The organism is Bordetella genomosp. 7, from assembly GCF_002261265.1.
Taxonomy (GTDB): domain Bacteria; phylum Pseudomonadota; class Gammaproteobacteria; order Burkholderiales; family Burkholderiaceae_B; genus Bordetella_A.
Map to the genome: position 1 here is coordinate 474494 of NZ_NEVK01000008.1, position 19538 is coordinate 494031.

Sequence of the window (19538 nt, forward strand, 5' to 3'; positions counted from 1 at the left end):
GTACCCGCGGCAAGCGGTACGCAGTGCGCGCGTCAAAGTGGTACTTTGGCCCTTGCGCGTTGTGTTCCACAATGCAGCTCGGCCCTTTGTTGTTCCAGGCGCCGCCCCCGCATATACGGACGACCATGAAAGCCTACTACCACCCCGACCAGGCCCTGCACCATCCCCAAACCTACTTCTCGCGCGGCATGATGCGCACGCCCCAGGAAGTGCCCGACCGCGCAAGCGCCCTGGTGGGCGCGGTAAAACAACTGGGCTTCGACCTGCGCCAGCCGCCCGACGCGGGCATGGCGCCCCTGACCGCGGTGCACGCGCTCGATTATCTGCAGTTTCTCAAGACCGCCCATGGCGAATGGAAGCAACTGCCCGAAGACTGGGGCAACGAGGTCGTGTCCAACGTATTCGTGCGCGAACCCAACGCCTTGCGCGGCGTGCTGGCCAAGGCCGCGCGCTACCTGGCCGACGGCAGCTGCCCGGTGGGGCCGTCCACATGGCATTCGGCATATTGGTCGGCGCAATCCGCGGTGGCGGGGGCCGACGCCCTGCTGGCGGGCGATCGGCACGCCTATGCGCTGTGCCGCCCGCCCGGCCACCACGCACGGCGCGACGCGGCCGGCGGGTTCTGCTACCTGAACAACAGCGCCATCGCCGCCCAGCGGCTGCGCGGCAAATACGGCCGCGTCGTGGTGCTGGACACCGACATGCATCACGGGCAGGGCATCCAGGAAATCTTCTACGAACGCGACGACATTTACTACGTGTCCATCCACGGCGACCCCGAGAATTTCTATCCCGTCGTCACCGGGTACGACAACGAAAAGGGCGCCGGGCCGGGCTTTGGCTACAACCTCAACCTGCCCATGCCGCACGGTTCCCCCGAATCCGTGTTTTTCGACAAGCTGGCCATCGCCATCGACGCCATCCAGGTGTTCGCGCCCGACGTCGTGGTGCTGGCGCTGGGCTTCGACATTTTCGAGCGCGACCCGCAGGCCAAGGTCGCCGTCAGCAGCCCGGGCTTCGAACGCCTGGGCAAGGCCGTGGCCAGCCTGGGTGTGCCGGTGCTGGTGGTACAGGAAGGCGGTTATTACATCGAAGGCCTGCAAGAAAACGCCGAAGCCTTTTTCGCGGGGTTGCGCGGGTAGCCCGGCACGCATGGTGAAGCGCCGTCACCCTGGCACGGCGTACTGACTGCCCCACAAATGGTCGATCCCGCCAATCTGCTGGCCATTCTGATGATGGCCGCCGTGACATACCTGACCCGCATCGGCGGGTACATCCTGCTGCGCAACCGCAGTCTGGGCCCGCGGGCCATGGCCGTGCTGGAAGCCGCACCGGGCTGCGTACTGATCTCGGTCATCGCGCCGGCCTTCGTGTCCGACCGGCCCACCGACCTGATCGCGCTGGCGTGCACCGTGCTGGCCGCCACTCGCCTGTCGCTGCTGCCCACCGTGCTCATCGGCGTGGGCAGCGCGGCGCTGTTGCGGCACGTGCTGGCATGAAGCCCGGCCCCCATCCACAGGGGAACACCCAGGCAAACGCCCCCCAGGCGTCTCACGCCCAGGACACCCTGCGCGCCTTGCAGGGCAGCGCCTGGGAACGTTGCTGTGCCGGCGCAACGGCCAGCCTGCCGGTGCTGTTCGGCGTGATTCCATTCGGGCTGGTGCTGGGCGCGCAGGCGGCGCGCACCGGCCTGACGCCCGTCGAAGTGCCGCTCATGACAGGCTTGAACTTCGCCGGCGGTTCCGAGTTCGCCGCGCTGGGCCTGTGGTCGTCGCCTCCGCACGTGCTGTTGATCATGGCGGTGACGTTCCTGGTCAACAGCCGCATGCTGGTCATGAGCGCCGCGATGTCGCCCTTCTTGCGGCACCTGCCCAAGCGCAAGGTGCTGCCGGCGCTGTTCTTCATGACCGACGCCGGCTGGGCGATTTCCATGGCCGATATCCGCCAGCGCGCCAGCCTGGGCATCGCACCCGCGTTCAGCCTGGCCTTTTATATGGGCTCGGCGCTGGTCTTCTATGTTGCCTGGATCGCCTGCACCACCCTGGGCGCCATTGTGGGGCCGCTGCTGGGCCCGCCCGAGACATACGGGCTGGATATGGCGTTTCCCGCGGTGTTTCTGGTGATGCTGCGCGGCATGTGGCGCGGCGCGCGGCGCGCTCTGCCTTGGCTGGCCAGCCTGGTTGCGGCTGCGCTGGCCTGCAAGCTGCTGCCTGGCGCCTGGTATGTGCCGGTAGGCGCCGTCACCGGCATTCTGGCCGCGCTGGTTCTGGCGCCGAAAACCCCTGCGCCGCAACCCTGACGCGGCGCAGGCGCGCTGCCGCTAGGCGTGTGACCAGAGCGGCGCGCCCGCGGCCGGCAGGGTGGCAGTAAGCACCGTACCGGTTTGCGACTCGGTCATCACCAGTGTGGACGTGCCCGGCCTGAACGCGACGTTGGTCACCGTGCCGCCGGCGGGGCTGCGCACAAAATGCGTGACCTCGCCGCGCGGATTCAGCACGAAAGCGCCGCCCAGGCTGGCGTGCGCCACCACCAGGCGGCCGTCCTGATCTACCGCCAGCCCGTCCGGCCCGCTCGTTCCGAAGAAGGTGCGAAACGCCCCCACTTTCGACAGGGACCCGTCGGCCAATACCGGCGCGCGCCACACCGCGTTGGCACGGGTCATGGCCACATACAGCACGTGGCCGGACGGGTCCAGCGCAATGCCGTTCGGACTGGGCCCGTTGGACAGCAGCAGGTCCAGCTGGCCCGACGCGCGCAGCCGGTACACGCGGCCGCTCGCATCATGCAGGCCGGTCTGGCCCTGGTCGGTGAAGTACAGGTTTCCCTGCCCGTCGAAGTGCAGGTCGTTCAGGCCCTTGAAACTCTCGGAATTGCGGTGTCCCAGCACCACTTCGACATCGCCGCTGTGGGGCGACACGCGCAGCAGCCCGCGCCGGTAGTCAGCCACCCACAGGTCGCCGGTGCGGTCGATGGCGATGCCATTGGGCCACCCGCCGGTTTCGGCCACGGTATGCCACTGGCCGTGCGGCGCCAACCGGAAAATGCGCCCGTGCACGATGTCGGTCAGGTACAGATTGCCCGCGCGGTCGAACGCGGGGCCCTCCAGGAAGCTGTCAACCGTCTGGCCCGGCTTGTTGGCGGCCGCCCATTCACTGGCGCGGCGCAGGCGCAGGGCATCGGGCAGGGCGGCCAGCACGGTGGCATCCACGCGCTGCGGCGGTTCAAAAGAAAGATTCCACATACGTTTACTCCGCGGACGGCACGGGCCGTGCAGGGTGCCCCTCGTAGGTCGGCAGGAACTGCCGCGGCATCGGGCCCTTGATGCGCCCGCCTTGTTCGGTCTGTTCCCATGCGTGCGCCAGCACGCCCACCGAACGCGACAGGCAGAACAGCCCGCGCGCCAGCGGCGCGGGAAAGCCCAGCTCGCCATAGATCACGGCGGTGGCCCCGTCGATGTTCATGGGAATGGCCTTGCCCTTGCGCGCACGCAGCAGGTCTTCAATGCCGCGCGCAACGGCCGCGTAACGGCCGCTGACTTCATTGGCGCGCGCCGCCTCGTCCACCAGGGCCAGCAGCGGCTTGGCGCGTGGGTCCACCGGGTGAAACCGGTGGCCGAAGCCCGGGATCGTCTTGCCATGCTCATCGATATAGGCGTCCACCGCAGTCTCGATGGCCTGTGCCTGCGGTATGCCCGATTCCGCACGCGCCAGGGCATCCTGGTACAGCGCCAGCGCCTGTTCGCCCGCGCCCCCGTGTATATCGCCCAGCACATTGACCGCCGACGCCATGGCGCTGTTGATGCCCACGCCACAGGTCGCCGCCATGCGCGCGATAGCGATGCTGGGAGCCTGCGGCCCGTGATCCACGGCCGACATCAGCGCCGCTTCGAGCAGCCTGCCCTGATGCCGGCTGGGAAGATCCCCGCGCGTCATCAGCCAGATCATTTCGGCAAGCCCGACCTTGCCGATCAGGTCTTCGATGGCGTAGCCGCGATAGCGGATGACGCCGGGCTGCATGTCGATGATGGACGTGCGCCACCAGTCTTGCGCCAGTTGTTGCGGATCAGTTGCGGATGAAGTCATGAGTCGTCTCGTTGCAATCAACGGGGCAGCCAGGCGGGCGCATCGCCGCCCAGCCTGGGCGTGGGCAGCGCCCAGCGCGGCGCCGTGTCGGACATGCGCAGCACAGGCCCCAGCGTCCTGAGCACGCCGTAGCAGGTATCGGACTCTACCGAGTATGCCTCGAGCGCTTGCGCGTCGAGCCGCTGCGGCGCGTGGTCAAAGCGGTCGACCAGCCCCTGGCGCTGCGCGAACATGGCCGACTGGCACAGCGAAACATGCACCCGGTAGCTGCCGCCCTCGCGAGCCCGGCGCGCCAATGCGAGCATCACGCCCAGGGCGCCCAGATAGCCGGTTGTGTAGTCGCACAGCGGCGCAAACACCAGCTTGGGCTTGCCGTCGTTGGTCAGCAAGCCGTTGCGATGGCACACGCCCGTCACCGCCTGGGCGACCTGTTCCCAACCGGCGCGGCCGGCCCAGGGGCCTCCCGATCCGAAGCAGCTTACCGACAGGTGTATCAGGCCGGGGCGCGCATGCAGCAGTTCATCGGCGTCGAACCCCAAGCTGCCCAGGCGGCCCGGGCGATAGCCGTCGATGAACACATCGGCATCGCGCACCAGGGCGCGCATGGCCTGCGCGTCGGCAGAATTGCGCAGATCAAGAAAGCAGCTGCGCTTGCCGTGGCTGGTGTCGCGCACGTGTTCGGGCGTCTGCGGCAGATGCGGCGCCGTCGCCATCAGAACGTCGGCGCCATGTTCGGCCAGCGTGCGGCCAGCCACCGGGCCGGCAAGAATGCGCGTCAGGTCGAGCACGCGCACCCCATGCAGCGGGCGGGGCCCTGCCACAAAGGGTTCCGGCGCCGAGTCGGCCACCCGTTCAATTTCGACCACGGGGCGGCCAGCCAGGTATTGGCCCTGCGGATGGGCCAGCCATTCTTCTTCGGTGCGGATCTTGCCGCCGCAGGCGCGGGCCTCGGCAATGGCGTCTTCCAGCGCGTCCGCGTCCCAGCGGCCCACCGCGGCGCTCACGGCTTCGGGCGTGCTTTCACATTGCAGCACACCCAGCACCCGTTCAGACAGGTGCGGCAGGTTCAGGTGGGGCAGGAACCAGCGCCCGTCGCGCGCCGGCCACGGCTGCGTTACCCGCAGCATGTGGGCCATCGCATCGGGGATGGGCACCGTGGCAAAGCTGCCGTCCGGCTGGCGGGCGCGTGTGTAATCCACGGTTCGCAAGGTGGCCGCCGCAGCGCGCACGTCGATGTCCAGTTTCTGGCGCCGTCCGGTGCGCAATTGCCAGATGTCGTTGGCGGCAACACCCACGGCAGCGATACTCGCGGCCACGGCTTCGCCTACGCGGTACGGAGTGCTGTAGAACGGATCCTCGCCGGATATCGTTACCTCGGCGGGGTCGATCTCTTCCAGGTTGCGAACCTGCATCAATTCGGCAAAGGCCGCCCGCTTGCCGGGTGCATGGCTGGTCATACGGCTTGCTCCGCTTTCAGTGTCTGGATCTCTTGTGCAGTAAACCCGATTTCCGCCAGGATGGCTTCAGTATGCTGGCCCAGCACCGGCGGAGGCGCATCCACCGCCGGCGGCTCGCCGTCGAGTTTGATGCCCGTGCGCAGCACACTGATGTCTCGATCGACGCCGGGCGCGTCCTTGAAAGTGGCAACCATGCCGCGCCCGGCAATCTGCGGATGCTGCAACGCCTGCGGCACGGTATACACCGGCCCGGCCGGCACGCTGGCCGCGGTCAGCAGCGGCCACCATTGCTCCGCGCTTTTCGCCTGCAATGCCCGCTCGATTTCGGCCTTGAGCTCGAAGCGATGCCGCAGCCGCGCTTCGCGCTCTGCAAAGCGCGGGTCTTCGACAAGGTCGGGCCGGCCGACCACGCGGCACAGCGCCTCGAACTGAGACTGCCGGTTGGCCGCAATGTTGAGCAGTCCATCGCCCGTCTGGAACGTGCCCGACGGGCTGGCGGTCATGTTCTCGTTGCCCATGGGTTGCGCCTGCCGGCCGGCTACCAGGTAATTCGACACGGCCCAGCCCATGGTCGCCAGGATCGACTCCAGCATGGATATATCGATCATGCAGCCCCGGGTGCGCCCGCGATCGGCCAGCGCGGCGGCAATCGCGTAGGCGGCCGTCATGCCGCCTATGGTGTCGGCAACCGGATAACCCACGCGCAGCGGCGCGGATTCGGCGCTGCCGGTAATGCTCATCGCGCCGGACATCCCTTGCACGATCTGGTCGTAGGCAGGCAGGTCGCGCAGCGGCCCGTCCTGCCCGAACCCCGAGATCGCGCAGTAGATCAGCCCGGGGTTGTCGGCCAGCAGCGCGTCGAACCCCAGGCCCAGGCGCTGCATGACGCCGGGCCGGAAGTTCTCGACAACCACCTGCGCGCCCTGCACCAGACGGCGGAACACCGCCTTGCCTTGCGGGTGCTTCAGGTCGATGGTGATAGAACGCTTGCCTGCGTTCTGCGCCAGGAACGATGCGCCCATGCCCCGCCGGTTGAGCTCGGGATCGGCGCCCAGCTGGCGGGCCAGGTCGCCCGTGCCGCGCGCCTCGACCTTGATGACTTCCGCGCCCAGGTGGGCGAGCTGGTGGCAGGCGAACGGGCCGGCCAGCACATTGGTCAGGTCCAGGACGCGCACACCCTGCAAGGGTCGATATGCCATAGTCTCTGTCAGTCCACTTTGATGCCGCGTTGCTTCACGACGTCGGCCCAGCGGGCCATCTCGGCGTCAACCAGCGCGGTCGCCTCGGCGGGCGTGTTGCCAATGGACTCCAGCCCCATCTGGCCAACGCGTTCCTGCGTGGCCGGCAGGCGCAGCGTGGCGGTGATGGCCTCGTTCAGTTTTTGGATGGCGTCCTGGGGCGTGCCGGCGGGCGCGGCAAAGCCGATCCAGAACTTGATGTCCATACGCGGCAGGCCGACCTCGGGCGCGCTGGGAACGTCGGGCAGCGCAGCGCTGCGCTTGTCGCCCGCGATCATCAGCGCGCGCAGCTTGCCCGACTGGATGTGAGGCAAGGCCGTGGGCAGCGACGTAATCAGCATTTGCACCTGCCCGCCCATCAGGTCGGCCAGCACCGCGCCCGCGCCCTTGTAAGGTACGTGCACGATATCCAGGTTGCCGGCCGCGTCCTTGAACAGCTCTGCGGCCAGGTGGGTGTTGGTGCCATTGCCGCCCGAACCGTAGAAGAGCCCGCCCGGCTTCTGCTTGGCCAGGTCGATAAGTTCCTGCACCGTCTTGGCCGGCACGTCGGGGTTCACCACCAGCACGTGGGGCACTTGCACGGCCGTCGTGATGTGCGAGAAGTCTTTCTTGGCGTCAAAGGGCAGCTTGGGTACCAGGCCCGGCGCGATCGCAAATGACATCTCGGTGGTCAGCACCGTGTAGCCATCGGGCTGCGCGCGGGCCACATTGCTCCAGCCCACGATGCCGCCACCGCCTGTGCGGTTCGTGACGATTGCCGGCTGCCCCAGCGCGTTGCCGAGCTGGTCGCCGATCAGGCGGGCCACCAGGTCGGTGCTGCCGCCTACGGAAAAGGGCACCACGATGGTCACCGGCTTGTTCGGGTACGAAGTCTGGGCCGCGGCGGGCGCCACCACTGCCGCGGTCATCAGCGCGATCAGCGCCCGGCGGGTTGTAGAAATTGTCATGATCAGGTCTCCTGTGTGGGGATGCAATATTGCTTCTGTGGGCGCCGTAACTCGGCATTGATGCGCTGGCCATATTCGATGGCCTCGCGCCAGTGGCTGGTGACAGCCGGAATGTGATCAAGCGCGCGCTTGACCGCGGTAAGCGCGGCCGGCTCGTAGGCCGCGATGCGGGCGGCCAGCTCCGTTGCGCGCGGCAGCAGGCGGCCCGGCGCGACAACCTCGTTAAGCAGGCCCCAGCGTTCGAAGGTATGCGCCGAAAGCCGTTCTGTCGTCAGCAGCAGCCAGGCCGAGCGTTTGCGCGACACGCCCGACAGCTGGGTCGTAGGGCCCGACGCGCTGGCGTAAGCTCCCGCCGCCAGTTCCGGACAGCCGAACACCGCGTCTTCGCTGGCGATCGCCAGATCGCAGGCGTTCACCAGCGTGACGCCCGCCCCCAGCGCCGCCCCATTCACAGCGGCGATGAACACGGCCGGGTGCCGGCGCACAGACTCGATCAGTTCGAGCCATTCGGCGGCGTGGGCATCGTCGTCGGGCGCAGCGGCGCGCTCCTTCAGGTCCAGCCCCGCGCAAAACGCGCTGCCCGTGCCCGTCAGCACGATCGCCCGCGCCTGGCCCGCCAGGGCGCGCAGCGCCATGGCCAGGTGATGGCGGGTTTCGCGATCCAGCGCATTGCGCCTGGCCGGCCGGTTCAGCTCGACCATCGCCCAGCCTTCGTGTCGGGTGATGCGCAGGTTGTTGATTGACGACTGCATTGCTAAGATAGAACGATATTCTATCTTTATATTATGGCGCACCGCCCCGTGGTGTCAATCTACACTTCACCCTTCCTATACGAGTCGTTGTACGCATGCCCCGCCGACCTTCCATTCCGTCCGTTGCCGACCTGAACGCCGCCGCCGGCGGCGTCGCGACGCTCGACCGCGCCCTGTCTGTGCTGGCAGTGTTTTCCACCGACCTGCCGCGGCCCACACTGGCCGATTTCGCCACGCGCACGCGCATTCCCAAAAGCACCGTGCTGCGCATGCTGTCATCGCTGGAACACGCGCACGTGGTGCTCCGCCAGCCCGACGGGCGCTACGCCCTGGGGCCGGAAATCGCCCGCCTGCACGCCATATACGCGGCCACGTTTTCGCTGGAGCCGCTCGTCATGCCGGTACTGCGCGAGCTGGTCGACCAAACCCAGGAAAGCGCGGCGTTCTATATCCGCCAGGGCCGCAAGCGCCTGTGTCTGCATCGCGTGGACTCGCCCCGGCCGGTGCGCGATCACATCCGCGTGGGCGACCTGCTGCCGCTGGAACAGGGCGCCGGCGGCCGGGTAATGCTGGCCTACGAAGGCGAACCGGGTGACATCTATGCGCGCATACGCCAGCAGCAGGTCGCCATACTCGCGGGCGACCGCGTTGCCGAAGTGGCAGGGGTGGCGGCGCCCGTGTTCAATGCCGGCGGAAACCTGGCCGGCACCATCACGCTGACCATGCCGGCCGAACGGCTGAACCCCGCCTTTGCGCAACCCGTGCTGCACGCCGCGCGCGAACTCACCACCCGCCTGGGCGGCGTGTTTCCGCCGGCGCCGTCCGGCATGGTCTAGCGCAGGCAGGCATGGCACAGGCTTTCTCCTCGCGCACCACCCCGCTGGCCGGCATTGCCTGCGTGCTGGCAGGCGTGCTGTTCCTTACGATCAGCGACGCGCTCGCGAAATGGATAGGGCAGTACTACAGCCCCTTGCAGATCCTGTTCCTGCGCGCGGCCATTGCCTTTCCGTTCGTGCTGGCGCTGGTCGTGGCGCTGGGCGGCCGGCCGGCGCTGCGCACGCGCCACCTCACGCTGCACCTGCTGCGCGGCGCCCTCAATATCATCTCGGCGTGCTTCTTCTACATGGGGCTGCGCGCACTGCCGCTGGCCGAGAACACGGCCATCGCGTTCGCCGCGCCCCTGTTCGTGACCGCGCTTTCGGTGCTCGTGCTCAAAGAAAAAGTCGACGGACGCCGCTGGCTGGCCGTAGGCATAGGCTTCGCGGGCGTGCTGGTCATCGTGCGCCCGGGCGCCAGCAGCTTCCAGCCCGCGGCGCTTTATCCGCTGGCCACCGCCGTGCTGTATGCCTGCATGATGCTTACCGCCCGGGCCATCGGCCAGGCCGAGAGAATGCTCACCACCACGTTCTACATTGTGGCCGGGCAGCTTGTTTGCAGCGCGGTGGCGGTGCCCTGGTTCTGGACGCCCCCGCAGGCGGACCACCTGCCCTACTTTGCGGGCATCGCATTGTTCAGCACGCTGGGCCTTACCTTCCTGACCCAGGGCTTTCGCATCGGGCCCGCGTCGGTGGTCGCGCCGTTCGACTACACCGCGTTGCTGTGGGCCTCGCTATTGGGCTGGCTGGTTTGGCGCGATACGCCCGACTGGTCCGATTGCCTGGGTGCGCTGCTTATCGCCGGCAGCGGGGTGTATATCGCGTGGCGGGCGTCACGAAGGCCGCGGCAAAGCCCTGGCGGGCGCCCGAAGCGCGCGTAAAACAAAGCCCGCTTCCACAGGAAAGCGGGCTTCGATGGGCCTGGCGGCCACGGGGCCGGCTGGCGGGGAATCAGAACGGAATGTCGTCGTCCATGTCCGCCAGATTGGCGGCGCCGCCCGCAGCCGGCGCGGCCGCGGGAGCTGGGCGTTGCGCGGGCGGGCGCTGGGCCGGGGCGCGCTGCTGGCGCGGCGCGTCTTCGTAGCCGCCACCGCCGCCATAGCTGCTGTCGCCGCTGTCGCGGCCGCCCAGCATCTGCATCTGGTCGGCCACGATTTCGGTGCTGTAGCGGTCGGCGCCCGTTTCCTTGTCTTGCCACTTGCGGGTTTTCAGGCGGCCCTCGATATACACCGAACGGCCTTTCTTCAGGTATTCGCCGGCGATCTCGGCCAGGCGGTTATACATGACCACGCGGTGCCATTCCGTTTCTTCGCGGCGTTCGCCGCTGGCCTTGTCCTTCCATTGCGACGTCGTGGCGATGGATACATTGCAGATCGCCGCACCATCGGGGCTGTAGCGCACTTCGGGGTCGCGCCCCAGGTTGCCGACGAGTATGACTTTATTGACCGATGCCATGGCGAGTGTCCTCTTGCCCGGCAGCCGTAGCTTGCAACCGGGTAAACGTAATTGATCAAGCCTGCCGGACAGGAGCCTGCGCCCCGCCGCCCGGTGGCCTATGGTTAATAACTGCACACCGCCGGGTCGACCCTGCGGCAGGTGCTGGCTGGCGGTGCCTGCTGGATACCGCCCAATAACTTCAATTCTACCGGGTTGGCAGCGCCTGCCGCATCCTTGTGCATAGAATGCTCAAGGCCGCCCTGGCAGGCAAGAGGGGCGGGTGTCCGGAACATCCCGCGCCTGCATCAGGGAAAATACCGTCTCCGCGGGTCAGGGCTTGATCAGCGACGGCAGCGTCTTGCACATCTGGGCAATCTGCTCGGGCGTGCCGGACGCAATGCGCTGGCGTGCCTGTTCCAGCCCGTCGTTGAAAGCCGCGTCGAAGTCCGACGCCGACATGCCCGCAATCGCGGCCCGCTGCTGCGCCTTCAAGCTGTCGAGCTGCGCCTGGGTGTAACCGCCGCATTTCTGGGCCACGGCATGCATCTGGCCGCCGAACTGCGCCACCTTCGCCTGTGTCGCGATGTCTTGTGCAAAAGACGCGCCCGCAAACGTAACGGCAACAGCGCAGGCCACGGCGGCCCCAAGATGAACTTTACGCAAGGATGACTCCCGTTCTGGTTGAATTTTTGGTTGAGTTTCGAACATACGCCGGTCAGGGCAGCGGTTTCAATGCCCACGTCACCGCCAGCCACACCGCCGCCAGCACGGCCGCCCCCAGGAACACCGCGTCGGCGCCCGCACGTGCGGCCAGCCAACCTCCCAGTGCGCCCCCGCAGAACAGGCCCGCCGCCTGGGCGGTGTTATAGAAGCCCAGCGCCAGCCCTTTGTACTGGGCGGGCGCAACGCGCGAAACCAGTGACGGTTGCAAGGCTTCCAGGATGTTGAACACCACGAAGAACGCGGTGATCGCGATGGCCAGCGTATAGAACCCGTGGCTGGCGGCGGGCAGCAGCGCGCATACCGCGGCCAGGCCGGCCACCGACGCACGCAACGCCGCACGATGCGCGCGATGCCGTTCGGCCACAAAAATGACCGGGACCATCAAGACGAACGAGACCAGGATGATGGGCAGGTACACCTTCCACAATTCCTGCGTGCCCCACCCCCCCGTTTGCGCCAACAGCGCCGGCACCACCACAAACAGCGCCACCTGGGTACAGTGCAAAGCGAACACGCCGAAATTCAGGCGCAGCAAGTCGCGGTGGGCCAGCACTTCGCCGGGCCGGACCTGCATGCTGCGGGCCTCGCTGCGCGGCACCACGGGCACCACCCAGCGCGCCACGGCCAGGCTGGCCACGCCCAGGCAGGCAATGGTCCAGAACAGCCCGGGCAGGCCCCACCAGCCCACCAGCACCGGCGCCAGCACCAGCGACAGGGCAAACGACAAGCCGATCGACGCCCCCACCATGGCCATGGCGCGCGTGCGCACAGCATCGCGCGTGGCGTCGGCCAGCCAGGCCGTGACCGCGGCCGAAATGGCGCCCGCGCCCTGTATCGCGCGGCCGATGGTTATCCAGAATACGTCGTGCGCCAGCGCGCAGACGACGCTGCCCGCTATGAACAACAGCAGCCCGGCCACCACCACGGGGCGGCGCCCCCAGCGATCGGAAGCCAGGCCGAACGGAATCTGCATAAAGGCCTGGGTCAGGCCATACATGCCCAGGGCCAGGCCGACCTTCATCGGGTCGTCGCCTCCGGGCAGGCTGCCCGCGGCCACCGCAAACACCGGCAACAGCAGGAACAGCCCCAGCATGCGGCAGGCAAACAAGCCCGCCAGCGCGACGCTGGCACGCCGCTCGGACGAAGTCAATTTCAGTTTTGTATCAGCGGGCATGCAGAAGACGTAAGGACAATGCCTCGCACGGGAAAGTACTCGGCGCGCTATAGTACCAAGTTGGCCTTTGAATCCGCATAATGCCCGATGGACGCGATACGCATTCGGGGTGCCCGCACCCATAACCTTAAAAACGTCTCGCTCGACCTGCCGCGTCACAAGCTCGTGGTCATCACGGGCCTGTCCGGCTCGGGCAAATCGTCGCTGGCCTTCGACACGCTGTACGCCGAAGGGCAGCGCCGCTACGTCGAAAGCCTGTCGGCCTACGCGCGGCAGTTCCTGCAGCTGATGGACAAGCCCGACGTCGATCTCATCGAGGGCCTGTCTCCTGCGATCTCCATCGAGCAGAAGGCGGCGGGTCACAATCCACGGTCCACCGTGGGCACCATCACCGAAATCCACGATTACCTGCGGCTGTTGTACGCGCGGGTGGGCACGCCGTATTGCCCGGAACACGGCCTGCCGCTGCAGGCGCAGAGCGTCAGCCAGATGGTCGATGCCGTGCTGGCGTGGCACGCCGAAACCCGGCTGGCCGTGCTGGCGCCCCTGGCGCGCGGCAAGAAAGGCAGTTTCGAAGACGAATGCGCCTCGCTGCAGGCCCAGGGTTACGTGCGGCTGCGCGTCGATGGCCAGATGCACGAAATCAGCGAACTGCCGCCGCTGAAGAAAAATGAAAAGCACGACATCGACGTCGTGATCGACCGCCTGCGCGTGCGGCCCGACAGCAAGCAGCGCCTGGCCGAAAGCTTCGAAACTGCCATGCAGCTGGCCGATGGCCGCACCGTGGCGCTCGATATGGACAGCGGGCGCGAACAGGTGTTTTCCAGCCGCTATGCGTGCCCGGTGTGCAGCCACAGCCTGCCCGAGCTCGAGCCCCGGCTGTTCAGCTTCAACAACCCCATGGGCGCCTGTCCTACGTGCGACGGCATCGGGCAGGTCGGCTTCTTCGACCCCAAGCGCGTGGTGGCGTTTCCCGAGCTCAGCCTGGCGGCCGGCGCCATACGCGGCTGGGACCGCCGCAACTCCTTTACACATTCTTTGCTCACCAGCCTGGCGGCGCATTACGAATTCGACATCGACACGCCCTTCGAAGAACTGCCCGAAGCGCTGCGCCAGAAGGTGCTCTACGGCTCGGGCGACGAAGCAATCGCCTTTGTCTACCTGAACGAAAAAGGCCGGGGCACGGTCAAGCGCCACCCCTTCGAAGGCGTCATCCCCAATCTTGAACGCCGCTGGCGCGAAACCGATTCGTCCACCGTGCGCGAAGAGCTCGGCAAGTACCGCAACATCAAGACCTGCCCCGATTGCAACGGCTCGCGGCTGCGCGCCGAGGCCCGGCATGTGCTCATCGGCGACGAACCCCGTGGCGACGAGCGCCGCGGCCAGGCCATTTACGAAGTCGAGGCCATGCCGCTGTCAGACTGCCTGGCCTGGTTCAAGGCGCTGTCGCTTACCGGCGCCAAGCAGGAAATCGCCCAGCGCATCGTGCGCGAGATCGAGGCGCGGCTGAGCTTCCTGAACAATGTGGGGTTGAACTACCTGTCGCTGGACCGCAGCGCCGACACGATCTCCGGCGGCGAGGCGCAGCGCATCCGCCTGGCCAGCCAGATCGGCTCCGGCCTGACCGGCGTGATGTACGTGCTGGACGAACCGTCCATCGGCCTGCACCAGCGCGACAACGACCGCCTGATCGGCACCCTGCAGCACCTGCGCGACCTCGGCAATAGCGTCATTGTGGTCGAGCACGACGAAGACATGATCCGCCTGGCCGACTGGGTCGTCGACATGGGCCCGGGCGCCGGCGAACACGGCGGCCAGGTGGTTGCGCAGGGCACGCCAGACGCCGTCCAGCAAAACTCCGCGTCCCTGACCGGCCAGTATCTCAGCGGACGGCGCGCCATACCGGTGCCCGGGCGGCGCCCCATCACCGACGACCTGCCCTGGCTGGTCATCGAGGGCGCCAGCGGCAATAACCTCAAGTCCGTCGACCTGCGCATACCCGCCGGCCGGCTGGTGTGCGTCACCGGCGTGTCCGGCTCGGGCAAGTCCACGCTGGTCAACGATACGCTGGCCGTCGCCGTCTCGCGCCAATTGCACAATGCGCAGGGCGAGCCGGCGCCATACGCGTCGATCAGCGGCCTGGAACATTTCGACAAGATCATCAGTGTCGACCAGAGCCCCATCGGCCGCACCCCCCGCAGCAACCCGGCCACCTACACGGGCCTGTTCACGCCCATACGCGAATTGTTCGCCGGCGTACCCGAGGCGCGCTCGCGCGGCTACGACCCCGGCCGCTTCAGCTTCAACGTCAAGGGCGGCCGGTGCGAAGCCTGCCAGGGCGACGGCGTGGTCAAGGTCGAGATGCATTTCCTGCCCGACATGTACGTGCCCTGCGACGTATGCCACGGCAAACGCTACAACCGCGAAACCCTCGAAATCCGTTATCGCGGCCGCAATATCAGCGAAGTACTCGAGCTCACGGTCGAACAGGCGCTGGAATACTTCGAATCGGTGCCCGCCATCGCGCGCAAGCTGCACACATTGATCGACGTGGGCCTGTCGTATATACGCCTGGGCCAGAGCGCCACCACCCTGTCGGGCGGCGAGGCGCAGCGCGTAAAGCTGTCGCTGGAACTCTCGCGCCGCAGTACGGGGCGCACGCTGTACATCCTGGACGAGCCCACCACGGGCCTGCATTTCCGCGACATCGAAATGCTGCTTCAGGTCGTGAACCAGCTTGTCGACAGCGGCAATACGGTGCTGGTCATCGAACACAACCTGGACGTCATCAAGACGGCCGACTGGGTGGTGGACATGGGCCCCGAAGGCGGCGATGGCGGCGGGCGGGTCGTGGCGGTCGGCACGCCCGAAGATGTGGCGGCCAGCCCACAAAGCCATACCGGCCATTACCTTGGGCGGGTGTTGCAACGCAAGGGTCCGCAGTAGACTGCATCTGGGCCGACCCGGCCCGGATGCTCGTGCGCCAACGGCCCCGGAACCCGCCGGGGGCGCGTGCGCCGGTGCTGCATACACGGGCGTCTATCCCAAGCGCGTCAGGCACCGATGCGCACCCGACCCACGCACCCATCCCTCTTATCGCCATGTATACCCTCATCATCGGCAACAAGAACTACTCGTCCTGGTCGTTGCGCCCGTGGCTCGCCCTGCGCGCGGCAGGCATTGCGTTCCAGGAACAGAAACTGGGCCTTTTCACGCCCGAATTCGCGCAACGCCTCAGCTCGCTGACGCCCGCCGGCCTGGTGCCGGTGCTGCTGGATGGCGAATTCGCCGTCTGGGATTCGCTGGCCATCTGCGAGTATGCGGCCGAACAACATCCCGACGCCGCCCTTTGGCCCGCCGAACCGCGCGCCCGGGCGCGCGCCCGCTCGCTGGCCGCACAGATGCACAGCGGTTTCGGCCAGCTGAGGCAGCTCATGCCGATGAACATCGAAGCGCACCTGCCGGGCCTGGATCTTTCCGCCGCGCAGGACGACATCGCGCGCGTGCAGGCCCTGTGGCGCGACACGCGCGCCGAGTTCGGCCAGGGCGGCCCATTTTTGTTTGGCCGGTTTTCTATCGCCGATGCGTTCTACGCGCCCGTCGTCTCGCGCTTTACCACCTACGCAGTGCCGGCCGAAGGGCCGGCCCGCGACTATATGGATGCCGTACTGGCCTTGCCCGCCCTGCAGGAATGGACGCGCGACGCCTGTGCGGAAGGCATTTTCGTACCCGCGGACGAACCCTACCGCACGCACCGCTGACAAGCCATAGGCGCCAGACACGCTGACTTTCAGGCGCCCGGCTTCCGTTCCAGGTGTCTGACTACCGTTCCAGGTGTCTGACTCCCGAAGGGTGTCAGACACCACACCCACGACATCAAGGCGCTGCCGGGCTCCAGAGCGCCGCCCCGCGGTGTCAGGCACCCTGCGGGAGCCAGACACCAACTTTGCATGACGGTGCTTCCTCTGACGGTGTCTGACTCCCGAAGGGTGTCAGACACCACGCCGTCACCCCATTTCGAACAGCCGTTTGTGCTCGCGGATGGCATAGCGGTCTGTCATGCCGGCGATATAGTCGGCAATCGCGCGCGCCTGCTCCAATTCGTCACGCTGATAGTCGGGCGGCAGCAGGCGCGGGTCGGCCAGAAAAGCCGCGAACAGTTCGCGCACAATGCGCCGCGCCTTGTTCGTCATGCGCATCACGCGGTAATGCCGGTACAGGTTATCGAACAGAAAGCGCTTGAGTTCATCGGCCTCGCGTTGCACGCTGTCCGAAAAGCCGGCCAGCGGCGGCGCGCGCCGTACCGCGTCCGCGTCTGCGGGGGCCGCGTCCGCAATGCGTGCCAGCGACGTGGCGGTCAGGTCCACGATCAGCGTATTGATCATGCGCCGCACCGTTTCGGCCACCGCCCGACGCGGTGCCAGGCGCGGATAGCGCTCGGCCACCTGCGCGTAATGCCGTCCGAAGATGGTCACTTCCTGCATCTGCTCCAGCGTGATCAGGCCCGAACGCAAACCATCATCGATATCGTGGTTGTTATAGGCGATCTCGTCGGCCAGGTTGGCCACCTGCGCTTCCAGCGATGGCCGAGTGCGGTTCAGAAACCGCTCGCCCACCTCGCCCAGCTGGCGCGCGTGCGCCACCGAACAATGCTTCAGGATGCCCTCGCGCGTCTCGAAGCACAGGTTCAGGCCGCTGAATTCCGCATAGCGTTCTTCCAGTTCGTCGACCACGCGCAGGCTCTGCAGGTTGTGCTCAAAGCCGCCGGCATGCGGCGCCAGCTCGCGCATGCAGGCATTGAGCTCGTCCTGCCCGGCGTGGCCAAAGGGCGTATGGCCAAGGTCGTGCGCCAGGGAAATGGCTTCGGTCAGGTCTTCCGACAGACGCAGGCTGCGCGCCAGCGTTCGCGCGATCTGCGCCACTTCCAGGCTGTGCGTCAGGCGCGTGCGGAACAGGTCGCCTTCATGGTTGACGAACACCTGCGTCTTGTATTCCAGGCGGCGAAAGGCCGTGCAATGAATGATGCGGTCGCGGTCACGCTGGAATTCAGTGCGGTTCTGCGGAGGCGGTTCGGGGTGCCGCCGTCCGCGGGTGGCCATGGGGTTCGATGCGTAGCAAGCCAGGTCTTCCATCTGCGGCATCACCCCCATGGCGGTCACTGCACGGTGCGCGCCAGCACCGCGCGCACGGCATCCAGCGGCGCGGGGCGGGTCAGCGCCTGGCCTATGCGCGGCATCAGCACGAAACGTATCTCGCCGCCTTCTGTTTTCTTGTCCACCTGCATCAACTCGAGCCAGCGGTCGCCGCCCAGGTCGGGCGCCACGATCGGGCAGCCTATGGCCTGCACCAGGTCGCGCACCCGGGCCACGTCGGCGCGCGGAAAGCCGGCCACATCGGCCGAAAGCTCGGCTGCCTGCACCATGCCGCAGCCCACCGCCTCGCCGTGCAGCCATTCACCGTAGCCCAGGCCCGACTCGATGGCATGGCCGAACGTGTGCCCCAGGTTGAGAATGGCGCGCAAGCCCGATTCCCGCTCGTCTTGCCCCACCACTTGCGCCTTCAGCTCGCAAGAGCGGCGGATGGCGTACGTCAGGGCGGCCGGATCCAGCGCGCGCAGCGCGGCGGCATTGGTTTCGCACCAGCCCCAGAACTCCGCGTCCAGGATCAGGCCGTACTTGATCACTTCGGCCAGGCCCGCCGACACTTCGCGAGCCGGCAGCGTGCGCAGCACGTCGGTGTCGATCTCGACCGCCACCGGCTGATAAAACGCGCCCACCATATTCTTGCCCAGCGGGTGGTTCACCGCCGTCTTGCCCCCCACCGACGAATCCACCTGCGCCAGCAGCGTGGTCGGCACCTGCACGAAACGGACGCCGCGCATGTACACCGCTGCGGCAAAGCCCGTCATGTCGCCGATTACCCCGCCTCCCAGCGCCACCAGCACGGCGCGGCGATCGAGCCGGTGCGTCAGCAGGGCGTCGAAAATCAGGTTCAGCGTCTGCCAGTCTTTATGGGCCTCGCCATCGGGCAGTTCGATACGCAGTACGCGGCGCCCGGTGCGCGCCAGCGCGGCCTCGACACGCTCGCCATACAGCGCGCCCACGGTGGGATTGGTAACTACCGCAATGGCCGTGGCGTCGGCCGGAATGGACTGGTCCAGGGCATCCAGGCGGCCCGACCCGATATGGATGGGGTAGCGGCCTCCCGGGGTATCGACATCGACAACCGTCATGGAATTTTCTTCTCGTAGGCTTGCAGCAGGGGCAGCAACGACTTCACCAGGTGCGAAACCGGCATGGTGCCGGTGTCCACCACCAGGTCGGCCACCTCGTCGTATAAGGGTTCGCGCTGGGTCATCAGGTCGCGCAGCGTGCCGCGCGGGTCCGCATTGGCCAGCAGGGGGCGGTTGCGGTCGCGGCTGGTGCGCCGGTAAAGCTCGTCGACCGTGGCGCGCAGGTACACCACCACCCCGCGCTCGCGCAGCAGCCGACGGTTCTCCGGCGCAAGCACGGCCCCGCCGCCCGTGGCCAGCACGATGCCGCGCCGCTGCGTGCACTGGTCCAGCGCGGCCGCCTCGCGCTTGCGGAACCCGCCTTCGCCCTCGATCTCGAAAATGACGGGCACGCGCACGCCGCAGCGCGCTTCGAGCTCGTGATCCAGGTCGATGAACTCCCGGCCCAGCACGCGCGCCAGCCCGCGGCCAATGGTCGTCTTGCCCGCCCCCATCATGCCCACCAGAAAAACCGGCAGGTCATGGGGCAGCGCAACACGCGCGTCGGCCTCGGCCGGTGCGCAGGGGCTGCCGGCGGATGTATCGCCCGGGTCGGCCCCGGTATGCTCCAATACGTTCATG

The 19538-nt window shown here is 67.2% G+C and carries 19 protein-coding genes; 7 read left to right on the forward strand and 12 right to left on the reverse strand.

Going from position 1 to position 19538, the window contains the following annotated elements:
* The first annotated feature begins 125 nt into the window (after positions 1 to 125).
* The 3 genes from CAL19_RS18090 to CAL19_RS18100 are packed head-to-tail and all read left to right on the forward strand — an operon-like array spanning position 126 to position 2299.
* Positions 126 to 1142: a histone deacetylase family protein gene (locus CAL19_RS18090; RefSeq protein ID WP_026639554.1), complete on the forward strand. Its 1017-nt coding sequence runs from the start codon at positions 126 to 128 to the stop codon at positions 1140 to 1142.
* A 57-nt stretch (positions 1143 to 1199) separates the two neighbouring features.
* Entirely contained in the window at positions 1200 to 1499 is a 300-nt protein-coding gene (locus tag CAL19_RS18095) for an AzlD family protein (RefSeq protein ID WP_026639553.1), read from the forward strand.
* Positions 1496 to 2299: an AzlC family ABC transporter permease gene (locus CAL19_RS18100; RefSeq protein WP_094797598.1), complete on the forward strand. Its 804-nt coding sequence runs from the start codon at positions 1496 to 1498 to the stop codon at positions 2297 to 2299. Before CAL19_RS18095 ends, CAL19_RS18100 begins: the two co-directional genes overlap by 4 nt.
* Positions 2300 to 2320: 21 nt before the next feature.
* On the opposite strand, the gene CAL19_RS18105 is transcribed toward CAL19_RS18100, so the two are convergent.
* The 6 genes from CAL19_RS18105 to CAL19_RS18130 are packed head-to-tail and all read right to left on the reverse strand — an operon-like array spanning position 2321 to position 8476.
* Positions 2321 to 3241 (reverse strand): SMP-30/gluconolactonase/LRE family protein, encoded by a 921-nt coding sequence (locus CAL19_RS18105; RefSeq protein WP_094797599.1) that lies wholly within the window; start codon positions 3239 to 3241, stop codon positions 2321 to 2323.
* Positions 3242 to 3245: 4 nt separating this feature from the next.
* Positions 3246 to 4082 (reverse strand): citryl-CoA lyase, encoded by an 837-nt coding sequence (locus CAL19_RS18110; protein WP_094797600.1) that lies wholly within the window; start codon positions 4080 to 4082, stop codon positions 3246 to 3248.
* Between the two features lie 17 nt (positions 4083 to 4099).
* A complete protein-coding gene (locus CAL19_RS18115; RefSeq protein ID WP_026639549.1) occupies positions 4100 to 5539 on the reverse strand; it encodes a CoA transferase in 1440 nt (479 codons plus the stop codon).
* Positions 5536 to 6738 carry a CaiB/BaiF CoA transferase family protein gene (locus CAL19_RS18120; protein WP_026639548.1) on the reverse strand — a complete coding sequence of 401 codons (1203 nt, stop codon included), beginning with the start codon at positions 6736 to 6738 and terminating at the stop codon, positions 5536 to 5538. Before CAL19_RS18120 ends, CAL19_RS18115 begins: the two co-directional genes overlap by 4 nt.
* Positions 6739 to 6746: 8 nt before the next feature.
* A complete protein-coding gene (locus tag CAL19_RS18125; RefSeq protein WP_026639547.1) occupies positions 6747 to 7724 on the reverse strand; it encodes a tripartite tricarboxylate transporter substrate binding protein in 978 nt (325 codons plus the stop codon).
* A gap of 2 nt (positions 7725 to 7726) precedes the next feature.
* A complete protein-coding gene (locus tag CAL19_RS18130; protein ID WP_051423748.1) occupies positions 7727 to 8476 on the reverse strand; it encodes an enoyl-CoA hydratase/isomerase family protein in 750 nt (249 codons plus the stop codon).
* 95 nt (positions 8477 to 8571) lie between these two features.
* On the opposite strand from CAL19_RS18130, the gene CAL19_RS18135 reads away from it, so the two are divergent.
* Positions 8572 to 9312, forward strand: coding sequence for an IclR family transcriptional regulator (locus CAL19_RS18135; RefSeq protein WP_026639546.1), 741 nt, complete (start codon positions 8572 to 8574; stop codon positions 9310 to 9312).
* An 11-nt stretch (positions 9313 to 9323) separates the two neighbouring features.
* Entirely contained in the window at positions 9324 to 10232 is a 909-nt protein-coding gene (locus CAL19_RS18140) for a DMT family transporter (RefSeq protein ID WP_094797601.1), read from the forward strand.
* A gap of 70 nt (positions 10233 to 10302) precedes the next feature.
* Here the strand turns inward: CAL19_RS18140 and ssb are convergent, their stop codons facing one another.
* The 3 genes from ssb to CAL19_RS18155 all read right to left on the reverse strand — a co-directional run bounded on the left by ssb (position 10303) and on the right by CAL19_RS18155 (position 12685).
* On the reverse strand, positions 10303 to 10806 hold the full coding sequence (gene ssb, locus CAL19_RS18145; RefSeq protein WP_026639544.1) for a single-stranded DNA-binding protein: 504 nt from the start codon (positions 10804 to 10806) through the stop codon (positions 10303 to 10305).
* A gap of 312 nt (positions 10807 to 11118) precedes the next feature.
* Positions 11119 to 11496 carry a hypothetical protein gene (locus tag CAL19_RS18150; protein WP_141214399.1) on the reverse strand — a complete coding sequence of 126 codons (378 nt, stop codon included), beginning with the start codon at positions 11494 to 11496 and terminating at the stop codon, positions 11119 to 11121.
* A 7-nt stretch (positions 11497 to 11503) separates the two neighbouring features.
* The gene (locus tag CAL19_RS18155; protein ID WP_026639542.1) at positions 11504 to 12685 is read right to left on the reverse strand and encodes an MFS transporter; all 1182 of its coding nucleotides are present in this window, start codon (positions 12683 to 12685) and stop codon (positions 11504 to 11506) included.
* Between the two features lie 87 nt (positions 12686 to 12772).
* On the opposite strand from CAL19_RS18155, the gene uvrA reads away from it, so the two are divergent.
* Both uvrA and CAL19_RS18165 read left to right on the forward strand, forming a co-directional pair.
* Complete coding sequence (uvrA, locus tag CAL19_RS18160; protein ID WP_026639541.1) at positions 12773 to 15631, forward strand: excinuclease ABC subunit UvrA; 2859 nt, start codon at positions 12773 to 12775, stop codon at positions 15629 to 15631.
* A 155-nt stretch (positions 15632 to 15786) separates the two neighbouring features.
* Entirely contained in the window at positions 15787 to 16446 is a 660-nt protein-coding gene (locus CAL19_RS18165) for a glutathione S-transferase family protein (protein ID WP_094797602.1), read from the forward strand.
* A 246-nt stretch (positions 16447 to 16692) separates the two neighbouring features.
* Here the strand turns inward: CAL19_RS18165 and CAL19_RS18170 are convergent, their stop codons facing one another.
* Genes CAL19_RS18170 through CAL19_RS18180 form a run of 3 tightly spaced genes read right to left on the reverse strand, consistent with a single transcriptional unit; the run spans position 16693 to position 19537 of the window.
* Entirely contained in the window at positions 16693 to 17835 is a 1143-nt protein-coding gene (locus CAL19_RS18170) for a deoxyguanosinetriphosphate triphosphohydrolase (protein ID WP_432759148.1), read from the reverse strand.
* A 5-nt stretch (positions 17836 to 17840) separates the two neighbouring features.
* Positions 17841 to 18917, reverse strand: coding sequence for a 3-dehydroquinate synthase (aroB, locus tag CAL19_RS18175; RefSeq protein WP_026639657.1), 1077 nt, complete (start codon positions 18915 to 18917; stop codon positions 17841 to 17843).
* Positions 18914 to 19537: a shikimate kinase gene (locus CAL19_RS18180; RefSeq protein WP_026639658.1), complete on the reverse strand. Its 624-nt coding sequence runs from the start codon at positions 19535 to 19537 to the stop codon at positions 18914 to 18916. Before CAL19_RS18180 ends, aroB begins: the two co-directional genes overlap by 4 nt.
* Between the last annotated feature and the right edge of the window lies 1 nt (position 19538).

Excerpts from the sequence above, each read along its gene's own strand:
- CAL19_RS18105 (WP_094797599.1), bottom strand. The coding sequence starts at position 3,241 with ATGTGGAATCTTTCTTTTGAACCGCCGCAGCGCGTGGATGCCACCGTG.
- CAL19_RS18140 (WP_094797601.1), top strand. The coding sequence starts at position 9,324 with ATGGCACAGGCTTTCTCCTCGCGCACCACCCCGCTGGCCGGCATTGCC.
- CAL19_RS18170 (WP_432759148.1), bottom strand. The coding sequence starts at position 17,835 with ATGGGGGTGATGCCGCAGATGGAAGACCTGGCTTGCTACGCATCGAAC.
- CAL19_RS18180 (WP_026639658.1), bottom strand. The coding sequence starts at position 19,537 with ATGAACGTATTGGAGCATACCGGGGCCGACCCGGGCGATACATCCGCC.
- CAL19_RS18100 (WP_094797598.1), top strand. The coding sequence starts at position 1,496 with ATGAAGCCCGGCCCCCATCCACAGGGGAACACCCAGGCAAACGCCCCC.
- CAL19_RS18110 (WP_094797600.1), bottom strand. The coding sequence starts at position 4,082 with ATGACTTCATCCGCAACTGATCCGCAACAACTGGCGCAAGACTGGTGG.
- CAL19_RS18115 (WP_026639549.1), bottom strand. The coding sequence starts at position 5,539 with ATGACCAGCCATGCACCCGGCAAGCGGGCGGCCTTTGCCGAATTGATG.
- CAL19_RS18120 (WP_026639548.1), bottom strand. The coding sequence starts at position 6,738 with ATGGCATATCGACCCTTGCAGGGTGTGCGCGTCCTGGACCTGACCAAT.
- CAL19_RS18130 (WP_051423748.1), bottom strand. The coding sequence starts at position 8,476 with ATGCAGTCGTCAATCAACAACCTGCGCATCACCCGACACGAAGGCTGG.
- CAL19_RS18150 (WP_141214399.1), bottom strand. The coding sequence starts at position 11,496 with ATGTTCGAAACTCAACCAAAAATTCAACCAGAACGGGAGTCATCCTTG.
- aroB (WP_026639657.1), bottom strand. The coding sequence starts at position 18,917 with ATGACGGTTGTCGATGTCGATACCCCGGGAGGCCGCTACCCCATCCAT.
- CAL19_RS18155 (WP_026639542.1), bottom strand. The coding sequence starts at position 12,685 with ATGCCCGCTGATACAAAACTGAAATTGACTTCGTCCGAGCGGCGTGCC.
- uvrA (WP_026639541.1), top strand. The coding sequence starts at position 12,773 with ATGGACGCGATACGCATTCGGGGTGCCCGCACCCATAACCTTAAAAAC.
- ssb (WP_026639544.1), bottom strand. The coding sequence starts at position 10,806 with ATGGCATCGGTCAATAAAGTCATACTCGTCGGCAACCTGGGGCGCGAC.
- CAL19_RS18095 (WP_026639553.1), top strand. The coding sequence starts at position 1,200 with ATGGTCGATCCCGCCAATCTGCTGGCCATTCTGATGATGGCCGCCGTG.
- CAL19_RS18090 (WP_026639554.1), top strand. The coding sequence starts at position 126 with ATGAAAGCCTACTACCACCCCGACCAGGCCCTGCACCATCCCCAAACC.
- CAL19_RS18165 (WP_094797602.1), top strand. The coding sequence starts at position 15,787 with ATGTATACCCTCATCATCGGCAACAAGAACTACTCGTCCTGGTCGTTG.
- CAL19_RS18135 (WP_026639546.1), top strand. The coding sequence starts at position 8,572 with ATGCCCCGCCGACCTTCCATTCCGTCCGTTGCCGACCTGAACGCCGCC.
- CAL19_RS18125 (WP_026639547.1), bottom strand. The coding sequence starts at position 7,724 with ATGACAATTTCTACAACCCGCCGGGCGCTGATCGCGCTGATGACCGCG.